Consider the following 26472-nt stretch of genomic DNA (forward strand, 5'->3'; position numbering starts at 1 on the left):
TTCCCATGCTGAACCGCTTCACCATCCGCCAGCGCATGCTGGCCTGGAACGTCACCGCCATCGCCTTCGTCGTCATGGTCGGCGGCATCGGCGAACTGGCCGTCGGCCAGCTCGACGGCGCCATGGACGCCATCACCGGCAACGGCAGCGCCATCCGCCACCAGATGCAGGCCGACCAGGCGCACGACGCCCTCCGGGCCGACGTGCTGGCCGCGCTGCTGGCGGGCGATGCCGACACGGCCGCGCGCGACGCCGCCCGGCGCGAAGCCGCCGAACACAAGGCGCTGTTCCGCGAGATGATGGCGAACCTCGACAGGCAGGTGAAGGATCCCGCGATCCGTGCGGCCATCGACAAGGTCAAGCCGGACGTCGACGCTTACCTGCGCGGCGTCGACGATATCCTGAAGGTGTCCGATCCCGCCGCCGCGCGCGCCGCGTATCCGGCGTTCATGGACCGCTTCCACGTACTCGAAAAAAGCATGGAGGCGCTGTCCGGACAAATCGAAGCCGCGTCGGACGACACCCGCGCCGCCGGCGACGCGACGGTGCGCCGCGCGCGCGTGCAAGTGATCATGATGGCGCTGCTGGCCGCGCTGACGACGTTCGTGGCGGGCGTGCTGCTCGTACGCTCGATCAGCCGTCCGCTCGACGCCGCGATTGACCTCGCCGACCGCATCGCGGCCGGCCGCCTCGACACCGACCTCGCGTGCGGCGACGGCGACCGCAGCGAGACGGGGCGCCTGAACCGCGCGCTGGGCGCGATGCAGGCCAGCCTGCGCCGCATCGTCGGCGACGTGCGCGGCGGCACCGAGGCCATCGCGACCAGCACGGCGCAGATCGCGGGCGGCAACGCCGACCTGTCGCGCCGCACGGAAGCGCAGGCCGGGGCGCTGGAACAGACGGTGACGTCGATCGAACAGCTGACGGCGACCGTGCGCCAGAACGCCGAGCACGCTCGCCAGGCGGACAGCCTCGCGCAATCGGCATCCGGCATCGCCCAGCGCGGCGGCGCCGTCGTGGGCCAGGTGGTCGACACGATGGGTGCGATCGACACGTCCGCGCGCCGCATCGTCGACATCATCGGCGTCATCGAAGGGATCGCGTTCCAGACCAACATCCTCGCGCTGAATGCAGCGGTGGAAGCGGCCCGCGCGGGCGAGCAGGGACGGGGATTTGCCGTCGTCGCGGGCGAGGTGCGCACCCTGGCCCAGCGCGCCAATGCGGCGGCGCACGAGATCAAGGGTCTCATCGACGATTCCGTGGCCCGGGTCGATGCCGGCACGCGCCTCGTCGCGGAAGCGGGCGCCACGATGCGCGACGTCGTCGACAGCGTGGGCCGCGTGACCGCGATCATGGGCGAGATCAGCATCGCCAGCGGCGAGCAGGAGCAAGGCATCGGCCAGGTCAACCGCGCCATCGGCGCGATCGACGACGCCACGCAGCAGAACGCGGCGCTGGTGGAAGAAGCGACGGCCGCGGCGAGCGCGATGCAGGAACAGGCGGAGCAGCTGCAGCGGCTCGTGGCCAGTTTCGTGCTCGCCGCGCCGCCCGCCGCCGCGCCGCGTGCGCCGCAGCCGCCGGTCGGGGCCGCGCGCCTGGCGCTGCAATGATTACGATGTAGACAGGTTAGGCCACGCCGGCCCGGCCTTGGCATACTGTCGGTATGCAAACTTCGATCCGCTCCGCTTCCCTGGCCTGCCTGCTGGCAGGCGTCCTGTCCGTCCCGGCCGCCCGTGCGGACGACGACACCATCAACCCCGACCGTCCCAACGTCGCCAACTCGAGCCAGGTGGTGGGCAGCCACCGCGTCCAGCTCGAGACGGGCGTCCAATGGGACCGCCAGCGCGACCTGGAGGCGCACGTGCGCACGCTCACGACGCCGACCCTGCTGCGCATCGGCGTGGCCGACGCGCTCGAACTGCGCGTGGAGACGGACGGGCGCACGATCGAGCACGCGGGCGACCCCGCGTCCGGCGCGCACACGGTCAGTGCCGGCTGGGCCGACCTGTCCGCCGGCGTGAAATGGCATGTCGCCGACCCGGACGGCATGCGGCCATCCGTCGGGATGATCGCCGAGGTGGCGCTGCCCATGGGCAGTGCGGCGCTGCGCGGCAGCGGGTTCCGGCCGTCCATCGAGCTACCGGTGGAGTGGGATCTCGGGCACGACTGGTCGCTGGGCGTGATGCCGGGCGTGGTGCGCGACAGCGATGTTACGTACGGCGTGTTCGCGGCGTCGGTCGGGAAGGCGTTCAGCGAGCGGCTGCACGGCTTCGCGGAAGTGGCCGCGCCGCAGATCGGGCATGGGACGCAGGCGATCGTCGACACGGGCGTGTCGTGGCTCGTGAACAGGGATTGCCAGATCGACGCGATGGTGGTGCATGGGGTGAATCGCCAGACGCCGGGGTTGAGCCTGGCGTTTGGCGTGTCCGTCAGACGCTAACGTCGTACGCGACTTACGCTATATCTTTGTGCTGAAATGCTGAAAGCTTGAGATCAGCTTCGCTCCACAACTCAGACTGTCGCCATCGAATGCAATGTGCTTGCCGCTGATTGTGTGGTGCGGAGAACCGCTGGTGATCGTGCAGCCTGAGTGGCCAGGGATGGGACAGCTGCACGTGTCGCCCACGCAGGCCACTGGAACGCCGTGGACTTTGAAGTGAGATGCGCTGGCGCTGATTACCTTGCCGCCGTGGGTCGTGACGTCGCCCAGTCTGATGACGTTTTTCATGGCATTTGTCGTCGTTGAGAGTGAGATTTACTTGACGGCCGTGGCAACGTCGCTCTCCGCAGGCGCCGCCATCGATCTGATACTCCGGAATACGTCACCGCGTGATTCTTGCTGGGCTTTGCGCTTTTCATCGGAAGGCGGACTGATGAAAATGAGAGTCGCTTCGTGCGGGTCGCGCAGGTTGACGGCCAGGCTTGGCCCTCCGGCGCGGTAACTGCCCATGACGCCGATCGCCATCTGCATGAATAAAGTCGCCGCCCCCGTGTTGCCGAGGCGCCGGTCGATGTTGATGAACTGGTCGACCTTGCCGCTGTCGATTTCAGGACCGCCTTGCGCGGCGTACTGGTGCAGCATGCCTTCGAGAGCAACAAGTTGCTCGGTTTGGTTATTCGTGGCGGCGATCACGCGCGCCGGCCCTTTGGCGCGCTCGGCCTCGGGCAGGGTGCGTAGTGCTTCCTGCAAGCCTTCCATCAGCGCTTTTTGTCGCGCATCGCGCCGGGGGAGCGGTTTGCCGTGCTCATCGGTCGTCTTCACGAAGACAGGCCGATGAATGAAGCCGAGCGAGGCCATGCTGTCGAATTGTTGGAGCTGCAGTTTGCTCCATGGGATGGGGAACCAGGGAGTCGGTTTCCAGTCGGGCGGTGGTCGGTGCTTTGCGTTGAACTCGCGATCCAGGAAACTGATCTGGCCAGTGCCGCGGATGTCTGGGCGCGTGCTGAACTTGGCGGCGTATTCCAGCCATTCGGGGATGGTTGGGGGACGATTGTGAGTCACCGTTTCTGGGCGCGGCAACGACTTCGTCAAGTCGAGGTAGCCCAGAAACAGGCGTCGCGCGACTCCATCGCGGTTGAGCAACTCCATCGGGGTTCGGTAATCGTCGATATCTTCGTAGACGAAAGGACGAATCGGATCGACCCGCTCGCGGCGCGCAAGGACGAAGAGCGCTGATGCGTCCGGCATTTGGGGGACGTAGTAACCCTCTTTGACGAGCGATGGCGAACCAGGCGACTGGGACACGTCGCGAACGGCCATTCCGTCGTCTGAGTTCAATACGACATACGGGACATCAGGGTTGGCATCGAAGAACTCGAAAACGTCTTCGAGGATGTGGTCTGGTCGTTCGGCAAAGCGGGCCGGGCCGGCCACAAATAGGCTGGTCGACATGCCAGATGACTCAGCTGAAGCGGCAATCCCCATGTCCGGCATAAGTGGGTTGCCTGCATACTTACTCGTATCGGGAGGCCTTGCGTTGAATACCGGCGTTCCCCATTCGGTAACGGTGTAACCGGCACCGTTTTCCAACGTGTCACCACTTCGCCCGCCGCTCTGGCCAAGCTTGTCAAACATCGTCCATGGGTATTTTTTGGGATCATGCTCGCGAAGGGATGTGTACGGGTTGCCGGTTTGAAGTGCAGTCCATAATTTGCCCTGTCGGTACTTGTCCAGGGTAACCCCTAGATTGATCACTTCTAGCACGTACTCGTGCCGTCCCTGCTCGCTATGCGTGGTCGCTGCTTGATCACGCTCCTTTGCAGCAGCAGCTGATGCTTGCGTCTGGCGCGCATCTGCGTCGCGTCGCGCCAGCACCCATCGTCCTCCAAATACCAGTCCGATTCCTAACGCGACCGCCAGGAGCCACCAGGGTTTGCTCATTGTTATCTCCGCTTGTTGGATGCTGCGATTGCATTGTCGAAATCATAAATATCGACATATGCGTCAGGCGTAACACTACATTGCCTAAGATGCTTTTGCTCCTGAATGCCTCGTCGGGCGAAATGTACTCATGAGGGTGCTCGGTCAACCTTCCCGACTGTTCCAGCCATCGATTCCACAACAAGGCATTGCGGAAGTCCCTCCGGCGGTAGCGGCAGATCGGCGGGTAATTTGCCGGTTGAGTAATATATTTGGTTACCTTCGATGAGCGCCTTTCGCCAAGGACGTTCATCTGTCCAGTAGATTGCAAACTCTTGCAGGAATTTGCTCCATTTGAGGATGCTATGTCGAGGTGACTCTTTTTCAAGGGTATCCTTCAACCTCCAATCCGCTACCGCACACAGATACTTATAGAACAGCGGATGTGTTGGCGCCTTGCCACCACCAATGGCCACGTCGTACGCGGTCACTTGGCTATGATTCTTGCGGCCAGCGTAAATCGCGCTATGGAATGAGCGTGATGTGTTCGTTTTTTGCCAGCGCAGCCGGGCTTCGTTCGGAGTTTCGCTTCGTTCGATCAACAGTTTGGGCGGGTTGAGTGGGCGTTCAAAACCGATCTCTAGGCAAACGTACACATTCTTGACCTCGCATCTGTCCTCGATTTTCTTGTCGCGATTGAGCTTTTCCGTCAACACTTGCCGCTGTTCGTTGACCTTCACCACTCTGCCGGGATAGACGTCGAGACGTGGGCTAGCAATCGGTTGATAGCCTCGCAATTTTACGGCGATGCCACACGGATCGGAGACGCATTCCCAATGGTGTCCATCGATGCCGAAATCGCTGGTCACGGAGATGGCCGCGTCGATTTGGTCGATGTTCTCACTCGCGCCGTAGCGATGCTGCGCGTCCGGGAAGGCGCTTTCGCCCATGCTAGCCATAACCGGCTTCGGCAAGGCTTCACCGGTAATGCGGCGTAGACCGAAGCGAGCTCGCTCTTCAGGGGATGCATCACTCGGCGCTTCACTCGCTCTAGGCAAGTGCTCACGCAAGCTGTGATTGCTTATGAAGGAATCGCTCGCGGCAGTGTGGCCATGGTCGTCTTCCCCGGGCACTCTTAACGCAAAATCGTGGGGGGACTGGCCTACTAGGACAAGTTTGCCGTTACGATAATCTGGGCGCCGCTTTAATGTGAAAACGCGTTGAAAGAATCCGGAGCCTAACGCAGCAAGTGGCTTGTATATCGTGGCCGATGGCGAGGACTGTGGCGCAAAGTTGTCGATTGCCGTTATTGCATCGCCTGTGGAGCGAGTTTCCAAACGATGGCCGCGTAAAATGTCGGGTACCCCCTGCCAGCCGATTCCCTCGACACCAGCGAATGCTACCGTCATGTCTTCCGGAGAAAAGTAGAGGTAGACCTTGCCCCGGTTATCGCGATCGTTGGACGCCTCCCATTTAGGGCCGACTGCGCCCATGTGTTTTTTTGTATCGGATAGTTCCGAGAATACAGGCGTCGGATGTTTTTTATCGTGTACGCCCTTCACGATGTTTGCCAAAGTCGTGAGACGAGCGTGCAAAGTCTGTCCGCCTTTCACGAATCGATATCGGTCCGTGTCTTTCAACATCTGCACGTCCGCGCCCGAATATCCGTTCACGAGCGCCGCTGCTGTTGGCAATTCATCGACGAGGCTGTAAGGCGGGTTGCACAGGATGAGTGTATCGGCCGGACGTGCGCCAGGCTGATCTTTCTGCATTTTTGGGTCGAGGAGAAAGGCCTGCGCTAACAGGCTGAGTAAGCAGCCTTGGCTATGAGCGACAATCGAGACTGTTTCGTCCTCATCATAATCGCGGATCATTGAAATCAAGGCGGCGAGGCGTCGTGCAGCCAGAATCATGTAGAGCCGTCCCGGGTTCTTCAGGATTGGGTGAGTAGCATCGTGCGACGCCCAGTCTAAGCTTCCATAAGCATCGCTTTTACCTCGGTTCCACATCTCCGGTAGCGACGATGTCGCATTGGCGAACGGGCCGCCTTCTTTCGAGTAATCTCTGTCCAGCCGGTTGCCGTAGCGGTCGACTGCTTGACCGTGGGGTGTTTTCCTCCAGTCGACCACGTGCGCTGATTCTTCGCGAAACCCCCAGTAGAATGGAATAATCGGACTGTGCGTATCGTCGCCGATCTTACGCTTGTAGAAAACGTCGTCGGGATCGTCCTCTAACTTCTCGCGGTCGGCGGCTTGCGGCATGCGATACGTACCTGGTGTCAGATCACCGCACAGGCGCTCCGCCAGCCCTTCGCACAAACCCGATTCCACCGCGTCGTAACTGACGCCAACATCGTTCACGCCATGTACGAGGATGATGGAGCCGGGCAGGTTGTGCCTGACGCCGACGATCTTCTTGTTTCCTTGTCCGGGCAAAGTAACGCCTTGCCCCTTACCCCGGCTGAATGGCAGTTTCTTGTAAAGCGAAGCGCTTTTTGCATCGGTCATGGCTGGTCTTCTTCCTTGAGATCTATGCTCGCAACGTGCATCTGCTCGTGCTTCAAGGTCGAGGTCGCCCCTTGCGCGTCGGTTTTTCCCGCACCGTCACCGGCCGCGGACTCGATCTTGTAAGCCATTCCGGCAGCCGGCACGCCGCCGTCGAGATGCGGATAGAGACGAGGCTCGAACTTGAGATCGGTCCCGTCCTTCTTGAATGTGGGGAGCTGTGCACTCATCGTCTCCGGGCCATCCCAAGTGAAATCAGGTGCGTGGAACTTGAGGGCCTCCTTGCTCCCGAAGACCGGGGATCCTTCCCCGAGCTTGAGGAATGAGCCGTCCTGCGCAACGAGGAGGATGGTCTTGGCCGATACCGTAATCGAGCCTTCGCTGGCGGTCACTTGAACGTCCTTGGCGGAGTTGACAGCGATATCGTCATGCTGGCTTTGCACCAGCAGTTTTCCGACGTGCGCGATTGCACTGAGTCCGCCACCGCGGGCAAAGAGCGAAATGCCATTGCCGGCATTGACTGCAAAACGCTGACCAGCCGTAAGTTGCAAGTGCTGTTGGGCCGTGGTGTCGACGTTGCTGGCTGAGTAGCTGACGATGGCCTTGGAGCTCGCGAAACCGATGCCGGCCGGCGAGGTCACGGCGATGACCGGCTCTCTTGGCTCGGCGGCTTCGGGCGCGGTGTTGCTTCCGTCCTCCCAGTTCTTGACCCGTGCGCGCGGTGCGTCCTGTTCCTTGGCATCGATCGCCAGGCCGTTGTGCTCTGCGGCGTAGTTGCCGAGTGAAGTGCACAGTTCACCGCATTCGCGCAGCAGGTCGAGGTATTCGTTGCGTGCGAGCTGGGTACCCTTGCTGTCCGAGCCGTCGAGCAGTTTCCAGGCACTCAGCAAGATACCGCGTGCCGCGCGCAGGGCAATCGCTTCGTTGGTGCGTAGTTCCGCGCCGTCACCGCGTGGCCGCGCGCCATTCTCTCGGCGCGGCTCAGTGAGATAACCAAGGTTCAGCTCCGTCTTACCATGGTCACTGGCCAGCTGCGCACTGATCTGGCCGGTCGTATCGTCCAGCCGAAGCTGGTTACCGCGTCGGCCACGAATCTCCCGGCTGCGCAGGCCGGATTGGTGGCGGGTACCGGGCAACGCGTCCTCTCCGACGAACATGGGCGGTGGCGAGTCGCCGTTGTACACCTGTCCGACGATGACTGGCTTGTCGGGATCACCGCCTGCAAAGTCGATCAGCACTTCGGTGCCGACCGGGGGCAGGAGACGGGCCCCGAGACCGTTTCCTGCCCAGCTGGACGAGACACGTACCCAAGCCGAGTCACGATCCGAATCCGAACTGCCGGCGCCGGCCGCATGCCCGTGGTCTTGTGGCCGCGTAGCCAGGAAACGAACCTTGACACGCCCCAGCGGATCGCACCACACGACTTCGCTCTCCGGGCCGACGACGATTGCCGACTGTAATTGTGGGCGCGGCAGGATCGGGCGGGGCGGAACGATGCGGATGCTCCTGCGCACGCACGTGAAGCTTGTCTGGTAACGCAGCGTCCGGTCGTCATCGGTCCGTTGCGACGCAGCTGTGCCGCGGGCCCAGCCGCTACGTTCGAAGAGTCGCTCCACACGTGCGCCAATGTCCACCGGTAGGTTGTTCTCCGCAATGATGTGCTGAGACGTGACGACGAACTGCCGCGCGCTGTCGGGATGGGCGTCGATTTCCGGATGGCCTTTCAGGCTGAACCACTCGCCGACGGCCAGGTCGCGTACGCTGCCTTCGCCTTTGAACCATTTGGCGGCGTACTCGTGGTAAGCCATCTGCGCGTCGTTCAGGTCCAACAGATCGCGCGGACTGTCGCCGATGTGCGGGGCTGCGACCTGGTAATCGTCCAGTCCGGCGGCCAGTTGGTTGCCTTGTTCGCCCTGATCGGCCTGAGCCGGTACCTGGGCCCTCATGAACATCGTATTGCTGGGCTGAAGGTAGTCCCAGCTGAATAACGACGTACTCCCCGAACGGAGCGCACGTACCGCGCTCCATCCGGTGATGGTGTCGCGCTGCTCAGTTGCATCGTCGCGATGAAATCGCACCAACCCGGCGGCATTTTGGTCGAGTTGACTCGAATCGGCGAACAATACCAAGGTATGTCCGATCCTTGATGGCGCCCGACCGGTTTCGGACGACCCGGCGCCCGTCGTCAGTCCGGGACGAAAAAACCAGCCTATCCCGCGTCTTTGTAGCAACCGACGAACGAAGGCGGCGTCTGACTCGTTGTGCTGCATGATGAACTGGCGTTTGGGAAAACGGCGATTGGCGAGGCTGGCGTCGATTGCCAGATCGAAGGATGCTCCCAGAACCCCCATGCTTTTCTGCCACTCGGCGACCAGTATCTGCACGATCTCCAGTTCGCTTTTATCTCGGAACACACGCGTGTTGACTTTGCTTTCCAGCACCGAAAGCGCATCGCTCATGACTAATTGATACGTGGCGAGCCCGCCGTCGCTTTGGCCCGAAGCAGCCTCAGTGACGAGCCCGCATATACGGCGTAGCTGGCCGCGGTCGGTGACGATTTGTAGTTCGGCAGGCACCCCGATGAAGTTCTTGAGGGGCAGGGTCGCGCTCTCGGACACACACAGCATCCGGAAATTGAATCCGCCGCAGATCGCTTCGCTGCCGATTATTCGTTGCGGCAGGAGCGACTCGTTTCCGGCCTTGGTCATCCCATCAAGAAGCAGGCGAAGCGGCCGGTGGCGATCTCTCAGCACATATTGAACTTCGGCGAACGTTCTTGCGATGTCGGGATCTGCCATCGGTCGTACCCCTTTCAGGTTGATCACGCTCAGTGCACCGTGGGTATCCCAAGCGTTGCGCTGGGAACCTTGTAATTATTCAAGCTCATGCTTGAGTGACATTTGAGCGAACACAACCTGACGACCGTCGGGAGAGCGCGTCGTACAGCTTAATGCGCAGTGCTGAAACGAACAGGGCCCCGTTTCCGGGGCCCTGTCGTTACGGGTGAAGTGATCGTCAGCCCGTGTTGCGCAACCCCGCCGCAACACCATTGATCGACAGGTGAATCCCGCGATGCACCCGCTCATCGACCTCTTCCTCGGCCGACAGCGCCCGATGCCTTTGGATCAGCTCGACCTGCAGGTGATTGAGCGGATCGAGATACGCAAACCGGTTCTGGATCGACCGCGCCAGCAGCGGATTGTTCACGAGGCGTTCCTCCGTGCCCGTGACGAGCGTGAGGCAATGCAGCGTCTCCGCATACTCGGCCGCGATGCGCTTGAAGATGCGCTCGCGCAGATCGGCATCCGGCACCAGTTCCGCGTAGCGCGACGCGATGGCGAGGTCGCTCTTGGCCAGTACCATGTCCATGTTCGACAGCAGCGTCGCGAAGAACGGCCAGTGCTGCGCCATCTCGCGCAGCAGCGCCAGGCGCTGGTCGCGGTCGCCCTCGGCGAGCCAGCCGGAGACGGCGGCGCCGAAGCCGAACCAGCCCGGCAGCAGCAGGCGGCACTGGCCCCACGAGAAGCCCCAGGGGATCGCGCGCAGGTCTTCGATGCGGCGCGTCGACTTGCGTGACGCGGGGCGCGAACCGAGGTTCAGTTCCGCGATCTCGGCGATCGGCGTCGCGGCGAAGAAGTAGTCCGTGAAGCCCGGCGTCTCGTACACGAGGTCGCGGTAGGCCTTGTACGCGCGCTGCGACAGCTCGGCCATCACGGGCTCGAAGCGGGACAGGCGCTCGATCTGTTCGCGGTCCGCGCCGTGCGGCATCAGGCCCGCTTCCAGCGTCGCGGCGACCAGCAGTTCGAGGTTGCGGCGGCCGATTTCCGGATTGCTGAACTTCGACGAGATGATCTCGCCCTGTTCCGTCAGGCGGATCTGGCCGTTGACGGTGCCCGGTGGCTGCGCGAGGATCGCGTCGTAGCTCGGACCGCCGCCGCGGCCCACCGTGCCGCCGCGGCCGTGGAACAGGCGCAGCTTGACGTTCGCGTCCGCGAACACCTTCACCAGCTTCAGCTCCGCCTGGTACAGCTCCCAGTTCGACGTCAGGAAACCGCCGTCCTTGTTCGAGTCCGAATAGCCCAGCATGACTTCCTGCAGGCGACCCTGGTGCTCGATCACGTCGGCCACGATCGGCAGCGCCATCCACGTGCCCATGATCTCGGCCGCGCGCTGCAGGTCGGGGATGGTTTCGAACAGCGGGATCACCATCGCGTCGCTCTTCTTCTCGCTGGGGCGGAACAGCCCCGTTTCCTTTTGCAGCAGCAGGACTTCCAGCAGGTCGGACACTTCTTCCGTGTGCGAGATGATGTAGTTGCGGATCGCGCGCGTGCCGTAGCGCTTGCGGATCTCGCGCGCCGTGCGCAGGATCTGCAGTTCGGAATTCGTGATGTCCGAATAGCTTTCGTACGGCGTGTACAGCAGGCGTGGCTGCGCCAGTTCGTCCAGCAGCAGTCTGACTTTCGCGTCCTCGGACAGCGCGGCGTAATCGCCTTCCACGCCCGCGCGCGCGAACAGCTCGGCCAGCACTTTCTCGTGTACGTCGGAGCTCTGGCGCATGTCGAGCGAGGCGAGGTGGAAGCCGAAGATGCGCGCCGCGCGTACGAGGCCGTTCAGGCGCGGCACTGCGAGGATGGCGCCGTGGTTCTCGTTCAGCGAATCGGCGAGCACCTGCAGCTCCGCGCGGAACTCCGATGCATCGCGGTACGCATCCGCATGGCCCACTTCCTTGCGCAGGATGTTGGTGGCGCCGAGTTCGCGCGCCGTCGACGCGAGGCGGGCGTAGACGCCGATCAGCGCGCGGCGGTAAGGCTCGTCGCTGCGGTGCGGGGAGTGGTCCGGCGACGCATCGGCCAGCGCCAGCAGCGCGGGGCTCGCGGACACGAGCAGCGTGGACGGCGACAGTTCCGCGCCCAGCGCGTGCACTTCGTCGAGATAGAAATCGAAGATGGTCGTCGAGTGGCGCACGAGCGCGCGCTGCATCGTGGCGGCGTTGACGTTCGGGTTGCCGTCGCGGTCGCCGCCGATCCAGCTGCCCATCTGCATGTACGCCGCGTCGTCCAGGCCATCGGCCGCGGATCCGTACTGCGCCGCGATCTCTTCCTCGACGTCGTCGTACACGGCCGGCAGCTCGCGCAGGAACGTCGCGCGGTAGTAGGACAGGGCGTTCTCGATCTCGTCCGCCACCGTCAGTTTTTCGTAGCGCAGCATGCGGGTCTGCCACAAGGTCGCGATGCGGGCCTGCAGCAGTTGCAGGTTGCGCGCGCGTTCCTTCGGCGTCAGCGGCAGGTCGCGCTCGGCCAGCAGGCGGGCGATGTCGTGCTCGGCGTCGAGCGTCGACTTGCGCTGGACTTCGGTCGGGTGCGCCGTCAGCACGGGGGCGATCAGCGCTTCGCGCAGGAAGCCTTCGACGGTGTCCTGCGCGACGCCCGCATCCTTCAGGCGGGTGAGGGCGTAGGCGACGCTGGACGGCTGCGGCTTCGAGCCGGCCAGCAGGTGGGCGCGGCGGCGGCGGATGTGGTGCTGGTCTTCCGCGATGTTGGCCAGGTGCGAGAAGTACGAGAAGGCGCGCACGACGGAGTTCGTCTCTTCGCGCGACAGTTTCGCCAGCAGCGTCTTGAGTTCGGTGCCGGCTTGCGCGTCGTCTTCGCGGCGGAAGCGCACGGCGGTCTGGCGGATCGTTTCGACGACGTCGAACACGGCTTCGCCTTCCTGGTCGCGCAGCACGTCGCCGAGGAGGCGGCCGAGCAGGCGGATGTCTTCTTTCAGCGGCGCGTCCTTGTCGACGTTGCCGGGCGGTTGGGGGGAGAGTGCAGCGGGATTGTCCATATCGACCATGGTTGAATTGTTGAAACTGCAGATACAACGAATCGGTATTACCAAAGGTCCTGCGGGGCGCGCTGGCGGTTTGCCATGGCCTGCGGGTAGGCCCATGCTAGAATTTGTGATCTCAGGTATGGGCTTAACCGGCGCTGCCCGATCCGGGCGCAACGACAGTGAAAGAAACCGTTTTGAACTCCAACGACACGACGCAGCATGTTCCCGCGCAACTGATTATCGCATCGCGCGAAAGCCGGCTGGCCATGTGGCAGGCCACGCATGTGCGCGACCGGCTCGCAGCATTATATCCGCAGTGCCAAATCGACATTCTCGGCATGACCACGCGCGGCGACCAGATTCTCGACAAGACGCTGTCCAAGGTCGGCGGCAAGGGTTTGTTCGTGAAGGAGCTCGAAGTGGCGATGGCCGACGGCCGCGCCCACCTGGCCGTGCACTCCCTCAAGGACGTGCCGATGGAATTGCCGGAAGGCTTTGAACTGGCCGCCATCCTCGAACGCGAAGACCCGCGCGACGCCTTCGTCTCCAACGATTTCGACAGCCTCGCCGCGTTGCCGGCAGGCAGCATCGTCGGCACGAGCAGCCTGCGCCGCCAGGCCCTGATCGCCGCGCGCTATCCGCAGCTCGTGATCAAGCCGCTGCGCGGCAACCTCGACACGCGTCTGGGCAAGCTCGACCGTGGCGACTACGCCGCGATCATCCTCGCCGCCGCCGGCCTCAAGCGCCTGGGCCTCACGCGCCGCATCCGTGCCTACCTCGAGCCGGAAGAGAGCCTGCCGGCCGCAGGGCAGGGCGCGATGGCGATCGAGATCCTGTCGGGCAATGCCGCCGGCTTCGACGTCCGCGCACTGCTGGCGCCGCTGAACCACACGCACACGGCGCAGGCCGTGCAGGCCGAACGTAAAGTGTCGCAAGTGTTCGGCGGCAGCTGCCAGATCCCGCTGGCGGCGCATGCGACCGTCGACGGCGATACCCTGCACCTGCGCGCCATGGTCGCCACGCCGGACGGCCGCCGCAGCGCGTTCGCGGACGCCAGCGGCCCGGCCGCGTTGCCGGAAGCGGTGGGCGAGCAGGTGGCGCAGAAGCTGGCCGCGCAGGATGCCGCCGGGATCCTGGCCGAATGCAAGGCGACCGCCGCGGGCGATGCCTGACGCGGTCGTCATCACCCGTCCGCGCCAGCAGGCCGAGCCGCTGGCCCGCGCGGTGGCGGCGCTCGGCCGCACACCGCTGATCCTGCCATTGCTGGACATTTCCCCGTTGCTAGATGCCGCCCCGCTGCGCGCCGCGCTCGGCCGGCTGCGCGAGTATGCGCTGGTCGCGTTCGTGTCGCCGAATGCCGTCGACGCCGCGTTTGCCCATCTCGACGCGTGGCCGGCCGAGGTGGCGCTCGCCGTCGTGGGCGAGGGCAGCCGGGCCGCGCTGGCCCGCCACGGCATCGCCGGCGACGGTTACCGCGTCCATGTCCCGCTCGACCCGGCCCGCAGCGATTCCGAACACCTGCTGCAGGCACTCGACCTGGCCGCGCTGGCGGGCCGCAAGGTGCTCGTCGTGCGCGGCGAGACGGGCCGCGAAGTGTTGCCGGACGCCTTGCGCGCGGCCGGCATCGAGGTCGAGACCGTTGCCGCCTACCGCCGCGCCGTCCCGAACCTGACGCCGGACCTGGCCGCGTCGCTGCGCGCCTTGCTGGCAGGCCCGAACGACTGGATAATCACGAGCTCGGAAGCCCTGCGCGGGCTGGCCGGCCTCGTCGAGCAGCTTGACGGCGGAGCAAGTGTGGCAAATCTGCAACGGCAGCACTTGATCGTTCCGCATGCCCGCATCGCGGAAACGGCCTCTGCACTGGGTTTCACCACTGTGACGCTCACGGGGTCGGGCGACGAGCGGCTGCTTGCCGCGTTACAATCACGAGCATGAACGAATTGCCCAACAATCCAGAAAAACCAAACATGGGCGGTCCGGTCGTTCCGCCGGAAAGCTATGTGACGCCGGCGCCGGCGGGCCCCGGCGAGCCGCGTGTTCCCGAGGGTACCAGGGTCGGCGGGCTGCTGCAGAAGCCGCAGAACGTCGCCATCCTCGCGCTGGCCATCCTGCTTGCCCTCCAGACGTATTCCACGCACAGCCGTTTCAACAAGCTGCGCGAGGATGTCGCGCGCACGCTGCAAAAGGACAATGCCTCGAACGCCGAGACGGCGCAGGCCGTGCGCGAGATCCAGGAGGCGGCCAAGGAGTTGCAGGTGAAGGTCGGCGTGCTGGAAAACCGCCAGACCGAAGCGCAGAGCCAGCAGGCCGCGCTCGAGCAGATGTACCAGGACATCTCGAAGAACCGCGACGAATGGGCGTTGTCCGAGATCGAGCAGGTGCTGTCCACCGCGAGCCAGCAGTTGCAGCTGGCCGGGAACGTGCAGGGCGCGCTGATCGCGCTGCAGAACGCCGACCGGTCCCTGTCGCGCTCCGACAAGCCGCAATTCATCACGATCCGCCGCGCCATTGCGCGCGACATCGAAAAGCTGAAGGCGCTGCCGTCCGTCGACCAGCCCGGCATCGCTCTGCGCCTCGACAACGTCATTTCGCAGATCGACAACCTGCCGCTGCTGTCCGACGAAAAGCCGGCCGAGCCGATCGCGCCGTCGCGCGTGAACGCGTTTGCGGTGGCCGGCAAGGCCGCGGCACCGGCCGACCGGACGCTGGCCCAGCGCATGACGGAAACGTGGCGCAACTGGAGCCACGAGATGTGGGACGACATCCGGCAATTGATCCGCGTGCGCACGGTCGACAATCCGGATGCGCTGATGCTGTCGCCGAGCGAATCGTATTTCGTGCGCGAGAACCTCAAGCTGCGTCTGCTGAATGCGCGCCTGGCGCTGCTGTCGCGCAACGAAGGCACGTTCCGCGACGACATCAATTCCGCACAGCAGCAGCTCGTGAAGTACTTCGACACGAAGGCACGCTCGACGCAGGCCGCGCAGGCCCTGCTGCGCCAGGTGCAGGCCAACAACGTCACCATCGACGTGCCCGACTTGTCGGAGAGCCTGAACGCCGTGCGCAATTACAAATCGAAGCCGTGAAGCGCGGGGCCTGAACGATGCGTTTATTACTCTGGTTAGTCGCCTTGATGGCCGCGGCGATCGGCATTGCCGTGACCGCGCGTTTCAATCCCGGCAACGTCGTCTTTTTCTATCCGCCGCACCGGATCGACCTGTCGCTGAACCTGTTCGTCGTGCTGGCGTTCCTGCTGTTCCTCGTGCTGTACGGCCTCGTCCGCGCCGTGCGGGCCACGCTGGGCATGCCCGAGCGCGTGGCCCAGTACCGCTACCGCAAGCGTGAACGCGAAGCGAACCGCGGCCTGCGCGAAGCGTTGAAAGCCCTGTTCGAAGGCCGCTTCGGCCATGCCGAGAAGGCCGCCATGCGCGCCGCCGACCTGCCCGAGAACGCCGGCCTCGCCGCGCTGATCGGCGCCCGGGCCGCGCACCGCATGCGCGAACCGGCGCGCCGCGACGCCTGGCTCGCGGGCGTCGTGCACGACCAGTCCCTCAAGACGGCGCGCCTGATGACGGTGACGGAACTGCTCGTCGACGACCACAAGCCGGAAGGCGCGCTGGAAGCCGTCGCGGAACTGAACGCCAGCGGCCAGCGCCATATCCACGCGCTGCAATGGGCCATGAAGGCCAACCAGCAGGCGCGCAACTGGCCCGAGGTGCTGCGTCTGGTGCGCATCCTCGACAAGCGCAACGCCCTGCACCCCGCGCTGTCCGCGCGCCTGCGTGAGTTGGCGTACGACGCGCTGCTGTCCGAAGGCGGCCACGACGCCGAGTCGATCCGCCGCGTGTGGGCCGGCGTCCCGGCCGGGGACCGGGTGAAACCGACCATCGCGGCGCGTGCCGCGGCAGCGCTGAATGCGCGCGGCCTGCACGACGACGCCCGCGGCATCGTCGAGGATGCCCTGAAAGCCGGCTGGGACGAGCGCGTCGTGCGCGCCTACCGCGAGGCGGCCGGTCCGGAAGGTTCGGCCACGCTGCTGGCGCAGATCGAGAATTGCGAAACCTGGCTGCGCGCCCATCCGAACGATCCGGAACTGGAACTGACGCTGGGTTCCCTGTGCCTGCGCCAGAAACTGTGGGGCAAGGCCCAGCGCTACCTGGAGCAGGCGTTGTCCGACGCCACCGAGCCGCACATGGTGCGCGAAGCCCACCTGAAACTGGCGCAGCTGCACGAGGCGCTGGGCCAGCGCGAAGAGGCCGACAGGCATTACCGGTCGTGCGCGCTGGCGACGGTGCTGTGATCGTCATGCGCGGCGTGCGTCCCGCTTGCCGCGCACGATGATCACGGCCATGTGGCCGGGCATGCCGATACTGTTCGCGACCGGGACGGCCGGCGTTGCCCGGGCATCCGGCAGGCGGTCGATGACGATCGATCCGGCGCCGGCGATGGCCAGCGCCGTGATGAAGATGGCCTCCATGTGTTTCTGGATGTTCATGTCGTTCCCCTCGGATTGGTGACGCGGGCGGCTGCCCGCCGACGGCTATCCAGCAGGAGGCGTGCCACCCTGCGATCGGGGGATTCCCCTGGCAAAAGAGGCCTGCCCGGTCGGGATCCCGCCAACACCGTGCTTCCGAGTGTGTGGGGCGGACCAACAGACTGCCTGTTGCGGCGGGCATTTCGGTGCTTACGCGACCTTGTGCGGCGCACAAGCCCGAGGCGATTCGTTATAATCGACCTTTTATTGTTTCTCCAGCAACCAAGGACTATCCATGAGCCTGAATAACGTCAACGCCGGCCGCGATGTGCCGAACGATTTCAACGTCGTCATCGAAATCCCGATGAACGCCGATCCGATCAAGTACGAAGTGGACAAGGAATCCGGCGCGATCTTCGTCGACCGCTTCATGGGTACCGCGATGCACTACCCGTGCAACTACGGCTACATCCCGAACACGATCGCCGACGACGGCGACCCGTGCGACGTGCTGGTCATCACCCCGTTCGCGCTGATCCCGGGCGTCGTCGTGCGTTGTCGCGCACTGGGCGTGCTGAAGATGACCGACGAAGCCGGCGGCGACTCGAAGATCCTGGCCGTGCCGGTCGAAAAAATCCTGCCGATCTATTCGCACCTGCAAAAGGTCGAGGACGTCCAGGAACTGACCCTGCGCCAGATCCAGCACTTCTTCGAGCACTACAAGGACCTGGAAAAGGGCAAGTGGGTCAAGGTCGAAGGCTGGGAAGGCCCGGACGCGGCCAAGGAAGAGATCCTTGCCGGCGTGAAGAACCACGAGTCGAAGGGCGCATAACGCCCGCACTTCGGTCGCAAGGGCCGCCACCTTCGGGTGAGCGGCCCTTTGTCGTTTACGTCACCACCGTCACCATCCGATGTCGCGCAGCAGCGGGTAGGTCAGGTCGCGCGGCGGCGTCACCTCGTGCGTCAGGTCGGTGTTGATCGCCGGTTCCATCAACTGGTTCGGCTTGGCCTCCGTCGTGTAGTGCGACACGGTCGAGCCCGGTGAGTACGTGGTCGGCGTGTACATCAGGATGCGGCCCGCGCTGTCCGTGCCGGCCAGGCGCGTCGTGTCGAGCCCCAGGCCGGCCACGACGCCCGACTGCGTGCGCGAGCGGCGCTCCAGCGCTGCCTTCAGCCTGATACCGTCGGCCTGCGTGATGCGCACGGACGGGATCGTGATGCTGGCGTCGTTGCCACTCATGCCGCCGACGTCGCCCGGCTGGTTGTCCGCCACGACCATGCCCAGCGCGCCCGCCGCCTGCACGTTGCGGGCCTTGGTGACGAAGTCGCACGTGCCGCGGTCCACGAGGGCGATGTTGCCGCGCACGGCGAGGCTGTTCACCGCATTCAGCGGATCGCAGGCGAGGCCCGTGCCGGTGGGCTGGTCGACGACGGGCATCAGCTGGCCGGCGACGGGCGGATTCGACAGCGGCGGGCCGAACGACGCATCGCCCACCGTATAGTTGCCCCCGGCGGTGCCGGCGGCGGCACCGCTGACGGCCAGGTTCGAGACCGGATCCAGCACCTGCGGCACGGCGGCCGTCACGATCGGCCCGTTCCAGGACAGTCCGCGCCACGACACGGCCGACTCGGCGCGTTCGGCGTCCGTCATTTCCACCCACAGCTTGCCCGTGCGGTTGTTCAGCAGGTAGTAATCCCAGATCGACGGGATGCCCTGGATCTCGGCGCCCGTCTCGTCGTCGGTGAACGTCTGGAAGCCGAGGCCGTGCGCGAATTCGTGCAGCAGCACCGTGACAAGGTCGATCTGGCTGCCGAACTGGTCGTCGAGGCCGAGGTAGAAGCCGGAGCCCGGCAGGCAGTCGGGGAACAGCCCGAGGCGCGCGTTGAAGCGGGCGATGATGTGCGGCTCGCCCGGCGTCGCGACGTCCTGGCCCGCCAGCTTGCTGGCCAGGGCGCTCGGGTACCACGTCGACGTGCGCGGCGCGCCCGGGAAGTCGGACCAGACCTCGTTGGCGCCGGCCGCGCCGAGGACGGCGCTCGTGGCCGTGCAAGACAGCGGCACGAACGACGCGCCGATGCGGATCGGCACGCTGCTCGTGAGCGTCGCGCCCCAGATGTCGGCCGCGCGCCGGAATGCGTTCAGGCGCTGCTCGCCGAGCGTCGTGCCGGTATTGCCGCCGACGGGCGCGACCGGGGTCGGGTCGTTGAAGCCGACGCCAGGCGCGTTCAGGTTGACGATCACGATGGTGGCCGCGGCCCGGGCCGGGGCGGCCGCGCCGACGGTGAATGCACAGGCGGCGGCGACGCCGGCGAGGGCGCCCAGGACCCGTTGCAGGCGCGACGATTCAACGGCTTTCATGCTTCGGCTCCCCGTGGTTGTGGTCCGGGTTGTGGTCCAGTGTCTGGCCCTGCACGCATTCGCTCGTCAGCTTGCCGTCGGGACCGCGCGTGACGACTTCGTAGACCATGCTTTTCTCGCCGAGGCGCACGCCGCGCGAGCCGTCGCGGCGGCTCATCGTGCCCTGCGTGCGGGGTGCGGCGAGGCCGGCGGTGGCCGGCGCTTTGGCGCGCAGTTCCTTCAGCTCGTCGGCCGTCGGCGCGCGCAACTGGCCGGTCTGCGGATCGCGCACGACGACCATGCCTTCCTGGCCCGCGGCCCTGGCGTGCATCGAAAAGGCGGCCAGTACGCACAGGGCGGCCAGCGTGCCGATGGTGAGCAGTTTTTCCTTGGACATGGCTTCCTCCGGTTCAAAGGCGTGACTGGCGGCGCAGCAGGGTGATCATGCCCAGGCCCAGCGCCAGCATCATCCAGTGCGCGGGCTCGGGTACCGCCGTCACTACCGAGACCGTATCGAGGCCGACATAGTTCAGGGTATCAGCCGGTCCCAGGTAGCGGAATGCGAAGCGGCCGTTGCCGCTGTTCGTGATGGTCGCCGTAAACTGCTGCCAGTCCGTCGGGTAGCCGGCCGTGCCGCCGATCGTCGTCAGCAGCGTCGTGAAGTCTGCCATGTCGGTGCCCGTACCCGCCGCGTAGCGCACTTCGAGCAGGTCGTTGAAGCCGGGCAGCGCATCGTGCCGCGTGTAAAAGCTCAGCACCGTGGTGCCGGACAGGGCGAGCACCGGCGTGATCAGCCAGTTGTCGACGCTGCCGCTGCCGTTCGCGGCGCTGAGGAAGTTGGCGGCCGCGTAGGCATCGGGCGCACCCGACTGGGCCGGGAACAGCGCCGGATTGCCCTGGAACCAGGCGCTGCCGGCGGGCACGCTGTGGTTGACCTGGGCCCATCCGGAGAGGCCCGCCACGTCGTCGAATCCTTCGCTGAGTACTTCGACCCCGGCAGCCCGCGCGGTCGTCGCGCCCAGTGCGGCCAGCGACAGCGCGGCTGTCGCGAACAAGGTTCTTACGGGTTTCATGGACGCCCTTTCATGAACTATGCATGGGCCCATCTTATGAGTCGGATGATAACGACCCTTGATTTTCAGCTAACGAACAGGCTGGACAAAACGGGGTATCGATGGACGGGCCGCGCCGGGCCGCGAGACGGGACCGGAGGGCAAGGCTGCCCTCCGGCGGATGAGATCAGCGTGCGAAGCGGCGCAGCCGCAGCTTGCCGACGATGCCGATCGGGAAGAAGTAGATGGAGAGGATGAACAGCACGCCGAGCCACAGCATCCAGCGGTCCGGATGCAGCGCGGCGGCCAGCAGCGGGACGCCGGACAGCATCTCGGAGGCCTGGCCCATCAGGGTCTTGAGATAGTTCTGCGCGAGGATGAACAGCGTGGCGCCCACGACCGCGCCGTACATGGTGCCCATGCCGCCGATGACGACGATGAGCAGGATGTCCGTCATCACTTCGAAGCCGAGGCTCGTCTTGGGCCCCACGTAGCGCAGCCACAGCGCCATCAGCGCGCCGGCCAGCGCGGCGACGACGGCGCCCAGCACGTTGGCCCAGATGCGGTAGACGACGGTGCGGTAGCCGAGCGCCTCGGCGCGGAACTCGTTCTCGCGGATCGCCTGCAGCACGCGGCCGAATGGCGAGTTCACGAGCCGCAGCAGGAACAGGAACAGCACGAGGCAGCCCGCGAACACGACGTAATAGGTGACCAGCTTGCCGTCGACGCTGCGCCCGAACACCTCGTTCTCCATCAGCGTGAAGCCTGGCGACAGGACTTCCGGCACGCTGAACGTGCGGCCGTCCTCGCCGCCGGTGAAGTCGGACAGCTGCGACGCGAGCACGGAGAACGACGACGCGACGGCCAGGGTGATCATCGCGTAGAAGATGGCGCGCACGCGCAGGGCGAACAGGCCGATGACGAAGGCCAGGACGACGGTCAGCGCCAGCGCCGCGACGATGCCCGTGACGATGGCGCTCCACGTCGGCTCGTCCACGCTCGCCAGCGCGATGCCGACGCCGTACGCGCCGATGCCGTAGAACATCGTGTGGGCGAACGAGACGATGCCGGTATAGCCGAGCAGCAGGTCGTACGACGCGACGAGCACGATGTAGACGCAGATCGTGGCCGCCGTGTTCAGCGGGCGCGCGCCGGAAAAGAGGAACGGCGCGAACAGCAGGCCGAGCAGGATGACGACGAGGAGGGCGGTCAACGCACGGCTGCGCGGCAGGTCGCCGGAGAGAAGCTGGGTCAGCATGTCAATGACGTCCTTTCGAGTACAGGCCGGCCGGGCGCCACAGGAGGACGGCGATCATCAGCGCGATGTTCGAGACGAGCGCCACCTTCGGCGCGAGGAAGCCGGCGTAGTTGGCGACGAGCGCGATCAGCAGGGAGCCGATGAAGCAGCCGCCGACGGACCCCAGGCCGCCGATGATGATGACGATGAACGTCAGCACCATGATCTCGCTGCCCATGTGCGCCACGAGCGTTTCCTTGTACAGGCCCCACATGACGCCGCCGAGGCCCGCCAGCGCGGAGCCGGCCGCGAACACGCCGACGAACAGGCGGCGAATGCGGTAGCCCAGCGCCTCGACCATCTCGCCATTCTCGACGCCGGCACGGATCAGCAAACCGATCTTGGTGCGGTTCAGAGTGACGAACATCGCGGCGAACACGACGAGGCCGACGACGACCGCCAGCAGCCGGTATTTCTCGATGGCGGCCTCGCCCAGGAACACGGCACCGCGCAACGCGGCCGGCAGCGGCAGGGCGATCTGTTCGGAACCCCAGATCACGTTGATGAGTTGTTCGGACACGATCATGCCGCCCATCGTGATCAGGATCTGCTTCAAATGCTGGCCGTACACGGGCATGATGACGACCCGTTCGAACGCCCAGCCGAGCAGCGCCGTCACGACCATCGCGAGCAGCACGGCGAGGCCCAGCACGCCGAGGTTGGCGAGCAGGGAATCCATCTCGAGCCAGCCGCGCATCGGCAGCAGCACGAACGTCGCGGTGAACGCGCCGACGGAGACGAAGGCGCCATGGCCGAAGTTCAGCACGCTCATCAGGCCGAACACCAGCGTGAGACCGCTGGCCATGATGAAGATCATCATGCCCATCGCGAGCCCGGCCACCGTCAGGGTGATCCAGGTCGGCAGGCTCATGAAGGGCAGCGCCGCCAGCACGACGGCCGGCACGAGCAGCAGTGGGGCGATGTCGCGCCGTGCTGCCGGCAACGGCGCATCCGCCTGGGCAATTGGGAGGGTTGCACTCATCGTTGTCTCATTCATTGATGGGAGTCGAGCGACAGGCCCAGCAGGCGCTGCTGCAGGGCGTCGTCGTGCGCCAGGTCGTGCATCAGGCCCGCGTGGACGACACGGCCGTCGTCCATCACGCTCACGCTGTCGCCCAGGGTGCGCACGAAGTTGAAATTCTGTTCGACGAGCAGGATGGTCGTGCTCGTGTCCTTGAGGTCGCGGAACGCCGCCATCAGGCTTTGCACGATGGCGGGGGCGAGGCCCTTGGTCGGCTCGTCCACGAGCAGCAGCTTCTTCGGCTCGACGATCGCGCGGGCGATGGCCACCATCTGCTTCTGGCCGCCCGACAGATTGCCCGCCGGGTAGTTCCAGAACTTCTTCAGCGCGGGGAAGAAGCCGCAGATCCAGTCCACGCGCGCCGCGTCCAGCGGGCCGTTGCGCGCGGCGAGATATAAATTCTCGCGCACCGTCAGTTCGGAAAACACGGCCATGCTTTCCGGGACGTAGGCGATGCCGGCGCGGGCGATGTCCGGTGTGGACAGCTTCGTGATGTCGCGGCCGTCGAACGTGATCGTCCCGCGGCTGGCCTTCCACAGGCCCATGATGGTGCGCAAGGTGGTCGTCTTGCCGGCGCCGTTGCGGCCCAGCAGCACGGCCAGGCCGCCGCGCGGGACGACGAGGTCGACGCCCTGCAGGATGTGGTACTGGCCGATGTGGGTGTGGACGCCGGACAGCGTGAGGATGGGTTCGGTCATGGGCAGTGTCGTTCTCAGCGTGTCATGCGGGTTCGGGGGTGCCAAGATAGGCCTCCTGCACGATTTTCGATTGCATCACCTCGGCCGGCTGGCCGTCCGCCACCAGCGTGCCGTTGTGCAGCACGACGATGCGGTCGGCAAGTTGTCGCACGACGTCCATCTTGTGCTCGACGAGCAGGACGGTCCGGTTGCGCTCGGCCTTGACCTGGTGGATCAGGTCGAGCACGACCGGCACCTCGTCCACGCTCATGCCGGCCGTGGGTTCGTCGAACATCAGGATGGACGGTTCCAGTGCGAGCAGGATCGCCACCTCCAGCTTGCGCTGGTCGCCGTGCGACAGCGTGCCGACGAGAGAGGCGCGCTTGCTGCTCATCGATACGCGTTCGAGGTAGTGTTCGGCGCGCTGGATGACTTCCTTGTGGCCGAACCACAGCGACAGCATGCTCATGCCGATGCCGGCGCGGCTTTGCACGGCCAGCCGCACGTTCTCCAGCACCGTCAAATGCGGGAACAGGTTCGTCAGCTGGAACGCGCGGCCCACGCCCAGGCGCGTGCGGCGCGCGGGGCCGAGCCGCGTGACGTCCTGGCCGCCCACGAACACGCTGCCGGACGTCGCCGGCAGCTGGCCCGAGACGAGGTTGAAGTACGTCGTCTTGCCGGCGCCGTTCGGGCCCACGATCACGGTCAGCGTGCCCGGGTAGAACTCGGCCGTCACCGCGTTGACGGCCACGTGGCCGCCGAAGCGGATGGTCAAGTCGCGCGTGGCGAGCGAAGGCGCGGTCATGTCAGCGTTTGTTCCGCACGGGCAGCGGCAGCTCGCTGGCCGGGATTTCGCGTACCAGTTCCAGCAGGTCCCATTCGTTCTTCTGGTCCTTCTTGATGCGGAAATGGTACATCGGCTGCAGCGCCTGGTGGTCTTCCTTGCGGAACGTCATCAATCCCTTCGGCGTCTCGAACGACATGCCTTCCATCGCCGCCGCCATCTGGTCGCCGTTCCCGGACGAGACTTTCTGCAGCGCCGCGACGACGGCCGCCGCCGCCGCCATGCCGCCCGCCGTGAACATGTCGGGCGGAGCCTTGTAGCGCTTCGTGTGCTCGGCCACGAGCCAGTCGTTCATCTTGTTCTTCGGGAAGCCGTAGTAGTAATTGATGGTGCCTTCCGTGCCGGCGTAGGCCTTCCACGTCTTCATCACGGGCAGGATGTTGCCGCCCGGGGCCAGCGAGATGCCGTAGCGTTCCGGCTTCATGTCCGCGATCTTGTTCATCGGGTTCGGACCGGCCCAGACGATCGCCAGCACGCGCGGCTGCGGCTTGTCCTTCAGCGCGTCGAACAGGCGCTGCGTGGGCGCGGTAAAGTCCGTCGCGGCGGCCGGCGCGTATTCCTCGTGCACGACGTTCGCCTTGCTGCCCGTGGCGGCCAGCGCTTCCTTGCCGGCCTTGATGGCGTCGCGGCCGAACGCGTAATCCTGCGCGAGGAACGCGACGCTGCCGTTCTTCAGCGTCGACGCGGCGGCCAGCGCGTCCTGCATCGAATTGCGCGCGGTGCGGAAGATGTACTTGTTCCACTTGGCGCCCGTGATCTCGTCGGCCACGGCCGGTTCGACGATCAGCACCTTCTTGTACTCCTTGGCGACGGGCAGCATCGCGAGCGCGGCGCCGGACGACGTCGTGCCGACGGCGATGTCGGCCTTGTCGTCGCCATAGGCTTCCGCCAGCAGGGTGCGCGAGAGGTCGGGCTTGCCCTGGTCGTCCTTGACGATGACCTTCAGCTTGCGGCCGTTGATTTCCATCTTGCCGCCCGTGAGGTATTCGAGGCCCAGCATGAAGCCGGTCTCCGTTTCCTTGGCATAGGATTCCAGCTGGCCCGTCTTGCCGGCGATGAGGGCGACTTTCAGGTCGGGGGCGGCCAGCGCGGCGCCGGTCGCCGTCATGGCGAAGGCGGCGAACAGGGCCAGGGGCAGGGGTTTAATGTGTTTCATGTCGTCTCCTTGATTGTTAGGGCACGTTCGCCAGGAACTTGAGGATCGCGTCCAGCGCGACCGGTTCCGTCAGCATCGGCGCATGGCCCACGTTCGGGACTTCGACGCAGGTCATGTCTGGCGCCGCGCGCCGCATCCACGCGGCCTGGCGTTCTTCGAGCAGGTCCGACAGCGTGCCGCGCACGAGCAATACGGGACGTTCCTGCGTGAGCTTGCGGAACGCCATCCGCAGCGGCAGCGACGTCGGCCTGAGTTTACCGGTTTGCAGCGCGATCGCGATATTCGGGTCGTAGCGTGGCGCCAGCCGGCCGGCGGCGTCCGGGGCGAAGGCGCGGCGCGCCCATTTGTCCCAGTCGGCATCGACGTTGTCCGGGAAGGCGCACGCGTTGATGTCGCGGACGTAGCCGGCGGCGGCGGCCCACGAATCCACGGCGGCCGTCCGGCCCGTGTAGCCTGCGATGCGCGCGAGGCCTTTTTCCGAGATCACGGGGCCGATGTCGTTGATCACCGCGGCGGCGATCAGGTCGATGTGCTTCGCGGCCAGGGTCATCGTGATCAGGCCGCCCATCGACGTGCCGACGAACACGGCGCGCGGGATGTGCAGGTCCGCCATGAACCGGGCGACGTCCCCGGCGTACACGCTCGGCGTGTAGTTGTCGGGATTCGGATCGCGCTGCGACTCGCCGCGGCCGCGCACGTCGAGCGCCAGCACGCGCCGGCCCTGGCGGGCCACGATCGGCGCGAACTCGTCGAAGTCGGATGCGTTGCGCGTCAATCCGTGGATGCAGATCACGGGCAGGCGCCCCGTCGCGCCGGCGTCCGCGGGGTAGTCCCGCGCATGCAGCGCGAGGCCGTCGTTGCTCGTATAGCGGATGGAGGTGTAGTTGGCCACGCTGGCGATATCCTGTCGTTCGATGTTCGGTAGTGCGGCGGAT

22 protein-coding genes are annotated in these 26472 nt (G+C 65.4%); 7 read left to right on the forward strand and 15 right to left on the reverse strand.

Annotation, left to right across the window (positions count from 1 at the left end; translation table 11 throughout):
* The first annotated feature begins 5 nt into the window (after positions 1–5).
* Positions 6–1610 (forward strand): methyl-accepting chemotaxis protein, encoded by a 1605-nt coding sequence (locus tag ASD28_RS12260; RefSeq protein WP_056127655.1) that lies wholly within the window; start codon positions 6–8, stop codon positions 1608–1610.
* A 53-nt stretch (positions 1611–1663) separates the two neighbouring features.
* Positions 1664–2440, forward strand: a complete 777-nt coding sequence (locus ASD28_RS12265) for a transporter (RefSeq protein ID WP_056127656.1) — start codon at positions 1664–1666, stop codon at positions 2438–2440.
* Between the two features lie 18 nt (positions 2441–2458).
* Here ASD28_RS12265 and ASD28_RS31015 read toward each other — a convergent pair whose 3' ends face one another.
* From ASD28_RS31015 to ppc, 5 genes are all read right to left on the reverse strand, one after another.
* Complete coding sequence (locus tag ASD28_RS31015; protein ID WP_082577711.1) at positions 2459–2728, reverse strand: PAAR domain-containing protein; 270 nt, start codon at positions 2726–2728, stop codon at positions 2459–2461.
* Between the two features lie 27 nt (positions 2729–2755).
* Positions 2756–4381 (reverse strand): DUF2875 family protein, encoded by a 1626-nt coding sequence (locus ASD28_RS12270; RefSeq protein WP_082577712.1) that lies wholly within the window; start codon positions 4379–4381, stop codon positions 2756–2758.
* A gap of 128 nt (positions 4382–4509) precedes the next feature.
* Complete coding sequence (locus tag ASD28_RS31020; RefSeq protein ID WP_082577713.1) at positions 4510–6867, reverse strand: DUF3274 domain-containing protein; 2358 nt, start codon at positions 6865–6867, stop codon at positions 4510–4512.
* A complete protein-coding gene (locus tag ASD28_RS12285; protein ID WP_229412344.1) occupies positions 6864–9689 on the reverse strand; it encodes a type VI secretion system Vgr family protein in 2826 nt (941 codons plus the stop codon). Before ASD28_RS12285 ends, ASD28_RS31020 begins: the two co-directional genes overlap by 4 nt.
* A 190-nt stretch (positions 9690–9879) precedes the next feature.
* A complete protein-coding gene (ppc, locus tag ASD28_RS12290; protein WP_082577714.1) occupies positions 9880–12795 on the reverse strand; it encodes a phosphoenolpyruvate carboxylase in 2916 nt (971 codons plus the stop codon).
* A 77-nt stretch (positions 12796–12872) separates the two neighbouring features.
* Here ppc and hemC point away from each other — a divergent pair, with 77 nt between their 5' ends.
* Genes hemC through ASD28_RS12310 form a run of 4 tightly spaced genes read left to right on the forward strand, consistent with a single transcriptional unit; the run spans position 12873 to position 16978 of the window.
* Entirely contained in the window at positions 12873–13850 is a 978-nt protein-coding gene (gene hemC, locus ASD28_RS12295) for a hydroxymethylbilane synthase (RefSeq protein ID WP_307167974.1), read from the forward strand.
* The gene (locus tag ASD28_RS12300; RefSeq protein WP_056127674.1) at positions 13843–14613 is read left to right on the forward strand and encodes a uroporphyrinogen-III synthase; all 771 of its coding nucleotides are present in this window, start codon (positions 13843–13845) and stop codon (positions 14611–14613) included. Before hemC ends, ASD28_RS12300 begins: the two co-directional genes overlap by 8 nt.
* Positions 14610–15764, forward strand: a complete 1155-nt coding sequence (locus ASD28_RS12305) for a uroporphyrinogen-III C-methyltransferase (protein ID WP_056127676.1) — start codon at positions 14610–14612, stop codon at positions 15762–15764. Before ASD28_RS12300 ends, ASD28_RS12305 begins: the two co-directional genes overlap by 4 nt.
* A gap of 17 nt (positions 15765–15781) precedes the next feature.
* Positions 15782–16978 carry a heme biosynthesis protein HemY gene (locus ASD28_RS12310; protein WP_082577716.1) on the forward strand — a complete coding sequence of 399 codons (1197 nt, stop codon included), beginning with the start codon at positions 15782–15784 and terminating at the stop codon, positions 16976–16978.
* Between the two features lie 3 nt (positions 16979–16981).
* Here ASD28_RS12310 and ASD28_RS12315 read toward each other — a convergent pair whose 3' ends face one another.
* On the reverse strand, positions 16982–17173 hold the full coding sequence (locus ASD28_RS12315; RefSeq protein WP_056127681.1) for a hypothetical protein: 192 nt from the start codon (positions 17171–17173) through the stop codon (positions 16982–16984).
* Positions 17174–17447: 274 nt separating this feature from the next.
* Here ASD28_RS12315 and ppa point away from each other — a divergent pair, with 274 nt between their 5' ends.
* Positions 17448–17984, forward strand: a complete 537-nt coding sequence (gene ppa / locus ASD28_RS12320; protein WP_056127683.1) for an inorganic diphosphatase — start codon at positions 17448–17450, stop codon at positions 17982–17984.
* Between the two features lie 69 nt (positions 17985–18053).
* Here the strand turns inward: ppa and ASD28_RS12325 are convergent, their stop codons facing one another.
* The 9 genes from ASD28_RS12325 to ASD28_RS12365 all read right to left on the reverse strand — a co-directional run bounded on the left by ASD28_RS12325 (position 18054) and on the right by ASD28_RS12365 (position 26429).
* Entirely contained in the window at positions 18054–19511 is a 1458-nt protein-coding gene (locus tag ASD28_RS12325; RefSeq protein ID WP_200951824.1) for a PA domain-containing protein, read from the reverse strand.
* The gene (locus ASD28_RS12330; RefSeq protein ID WP_056127687.1) at positions 19498–19887 is read right to left on the reverse strand and encodes a post-PEP-CTERM-1 domain-containing protein; all 390 of its coding nucleotides are present in this window, start codon (positions 19885–19887) and stop codon (positions 19498–19500) included. Before ASD28_RS12330 ends, ASD28_RS12325 begins: the two co-directional genes overlap by 14 nt.
* Positions 19888–19900: 13 nt before the next feature.
* Entirely contained in the window at positions 19901–20563 is a 663-nt protein-coding gene (locus tag ASD28_RS12335; RefSeq protein ID WP_162252930.1) for a choice-of-anchor J family PEP-CTERM protein, read from the reverse strand.
* A gap of 166 nt (positions 20564–20729) precedes the next feature.
* Positions 20730–21800: a branched-chain amino acid ABC transporter permease gene (locus tag ASD28_RS12340; RefSeq protein ID WP_056127692.1), complete on the reverse strand. Its 1071-nt coding sequence runs from the start codon at positions 21798–21800 to the stop codon at positions 20730–20732.
* Position 21801: 1 nt separating this feature from the next.
* The gene (locus ASD28_RS12345; RefSeq protein WP_056127696.1) at positions 21802–22821 is read right to left on the reverse strand and encodes a branched-chain amino acid ABC transporter permease; all 1020 of its coding nucleotides are present in this window, start codon (positions 22819–22821) and stop codon (positions 21802–21804) included.
* Positions 22822–22832: 11 nt separating this feature from the next.
* Positions 22833–23558: an ABC transporter ATP-binding protein gene (locus tag ASD28_RS12350; protein ID WP_056127698.1), complete on the reverse strand. Its 726-nt coding sequence runs from the start codon at positions 23556–23558 to the stop codon at positions 22833–22835.
* A 22-nt stretch (positions 23559–23580) separates the two neighbouring features.
* Positions 23581–24342: an ABC transporter ATP-binding protein gene (locus ASD28_RS12355; protein WP_056127702.1), complete on the reverse strand. Its 762-nt coding sequence runs from the start codon at positions 24340–24342 to the stop codon at positions 23581–23583.
* A 1-nt stretch (position 24343) separates the two neighbouring features.
* Positions 24344–25537: a substrate-binding domain-containing protein gene (locus tag ASD28_RS12360; RefSeq protein WP_056127705.1), complete on the reverse strand. Its 1194-nt coding sequence runs from the start codon at positions 25535–25537 to the stop codon at positions 24344–24346.
* 16 nt (positions 25538–25553) lie between these two features.
* Positions 25554–26429: an alpha/beta fold hydrolase gene (locus ASD28_RS12365; protein ID WP_056127708.1), complete on the reverse strand. Its 876-nt coding sequence runs from the start codon at positions 26427–26429 to the stop codon at positions 25554–25556.
* Positions 26430–26472: the final 43 nt, after the last annotated feature.

The sequence above is a fragment of the Massilia sp. Root133 genome, from assembly GCF_001426525.1.
GTDB lineage: Bacteria > Pseudomonadota > Gammaproteobacteria > Burkholderiales > Burkholderiaceae_D > Telluria > Telluria orientalis.

Bases quoted from the DNA above. Each gene is read 5' to 3' on its own strand.
- ASD28_RS12300 (WP_056127674.1), top strand. From the start codon at position 13,843: ATGCCTGACGCGGTCGTCATCACCCGTCCGCGCCAGCAGGCCGAGCCG.
- ASD28_RS12335 (WP_162252930.1), bottom strand. From the start codon at position 20,563: ATGAAACCCGTAAGAACCTTGTTCGCGACAGCCGCGCTGTCGCTGGCC.
- ASD28_RS12310 (WP_082577716.1), top strand. From the start codon at position 15,782: ATGCGTTTATTACTCTGGTTAGTCGCCTTGATGGCCGCGGCGATCGGC.
- ASD28_RS12345 (WP_056127696.1), bottom strand. From the start codon at position 22,821: ATGAGTGCAACCCTCCCAATTGCCCAGGCGGATGCGCCGTTGCCGGCA.
- ASD28_RS31015 (WP_082577711.1), bottom strand. From the start codon at position 2,728: ATGAAAAACGTCATCAGACTGGGCGACGTCACGACCCACGGCGGCAAG.
- ASD28_RS31020 (WP_082577713.1), bottom strand. From the start codon at position 6,867: ATGACCGATGCAAAAAGCGCTTCGCTTTACAAGAAACTGCCATTCAGC.
- ASD28_RS12325 (WP_200951824.1), bottom strand. From the start codon at position 19,511: ATGAAAGCCGTTGAATCGTCGCGCCTGCAACGGGTCCTGGGCGCCCTC.
- ppa (WP_056127683.1), top strand. From the start codon at position 17,448: ATGAGCCTGAATAACGTCAACGCCGGCCGCGATGTGCCGAACGATTTC.
- ASD28_RS12265 (WP_056127656.1), top strand. From the start codon at position 1,664: ATGCAAACTTCGATCCGCTCCGCTTCCCTGGCCTGCCTGCTGGCAGGC.
- ASD28_RS12340 (WP_056127692.1), bottom strand. From the start codon at position 21,800: ATGCTGACCCAGCTTCTCTCCGGCGACCTGCCGCGCAGCCGTGCGTTG.
- ASD28_RS12270 (WP_082577712.1), bottom strand. From the start codon at position 4,381: ATGAGCAAACCCTGGTGGCTCCTGGCGGTCGCGTTAGGAATCGGACTG.
- ASD28_RS12305 (WP_056127676.1), top strand. From the start codon at position 14,610: ATGAACGAATTGCCCAACAATCCAGAAAAACCAAACATGGGCGGTCCG.
- ppc (WP_082577714.1), bottom strand. From the start codon at position 12,795: ATGGGCCTACCCGCAGGCCATGGCAAACCGCCAGCGCGCCCCGCAGGA.
- ASD28_RS12260 (WP_056127655.1), top strand. From the start codon at position 6: ATGCTGAACCGCTTCACCATCCGCCAGCGCATGCTGGCCTGGAACGTC.
- ASD28_RS12355 (WP_056127702.1), bottom strand. From the start codon at position 24,342: ATGACCGCGCCTTCGCTCGCCACGCGCGACTTGACCATCCGCTTCGGC.
- ASD28_RS12350 (WP_056127698.1), bottom strand. From the start codon at position 23,558: ATGACCGAACCCATCCTCACGCTGTCCGGCGTCCACACCCACATCGGC.
- ASD28_RS12315 (WP_056127681.1), bottom strand. From the start codon at position 17,173: ATGAACATCCAGAAACACATGGAGGCCATCTTCATCACGGCGCTGGCC.
- ASD28_RS12330 (WP_056127687.1), bottom strand. From the start codon at position 19,887: ATGTCCAAGGAAAAACTGCTCACCATCGGCACGCTGGCCGCCCTGTGC.
- ASD28_RS12360 (WP_056127705.1), bottom strand. From the start codon at position 25,537: ATGAAACACATTAAACCCCTGCCCCTGGCCCTGTTCGCCGCCTTCGCC.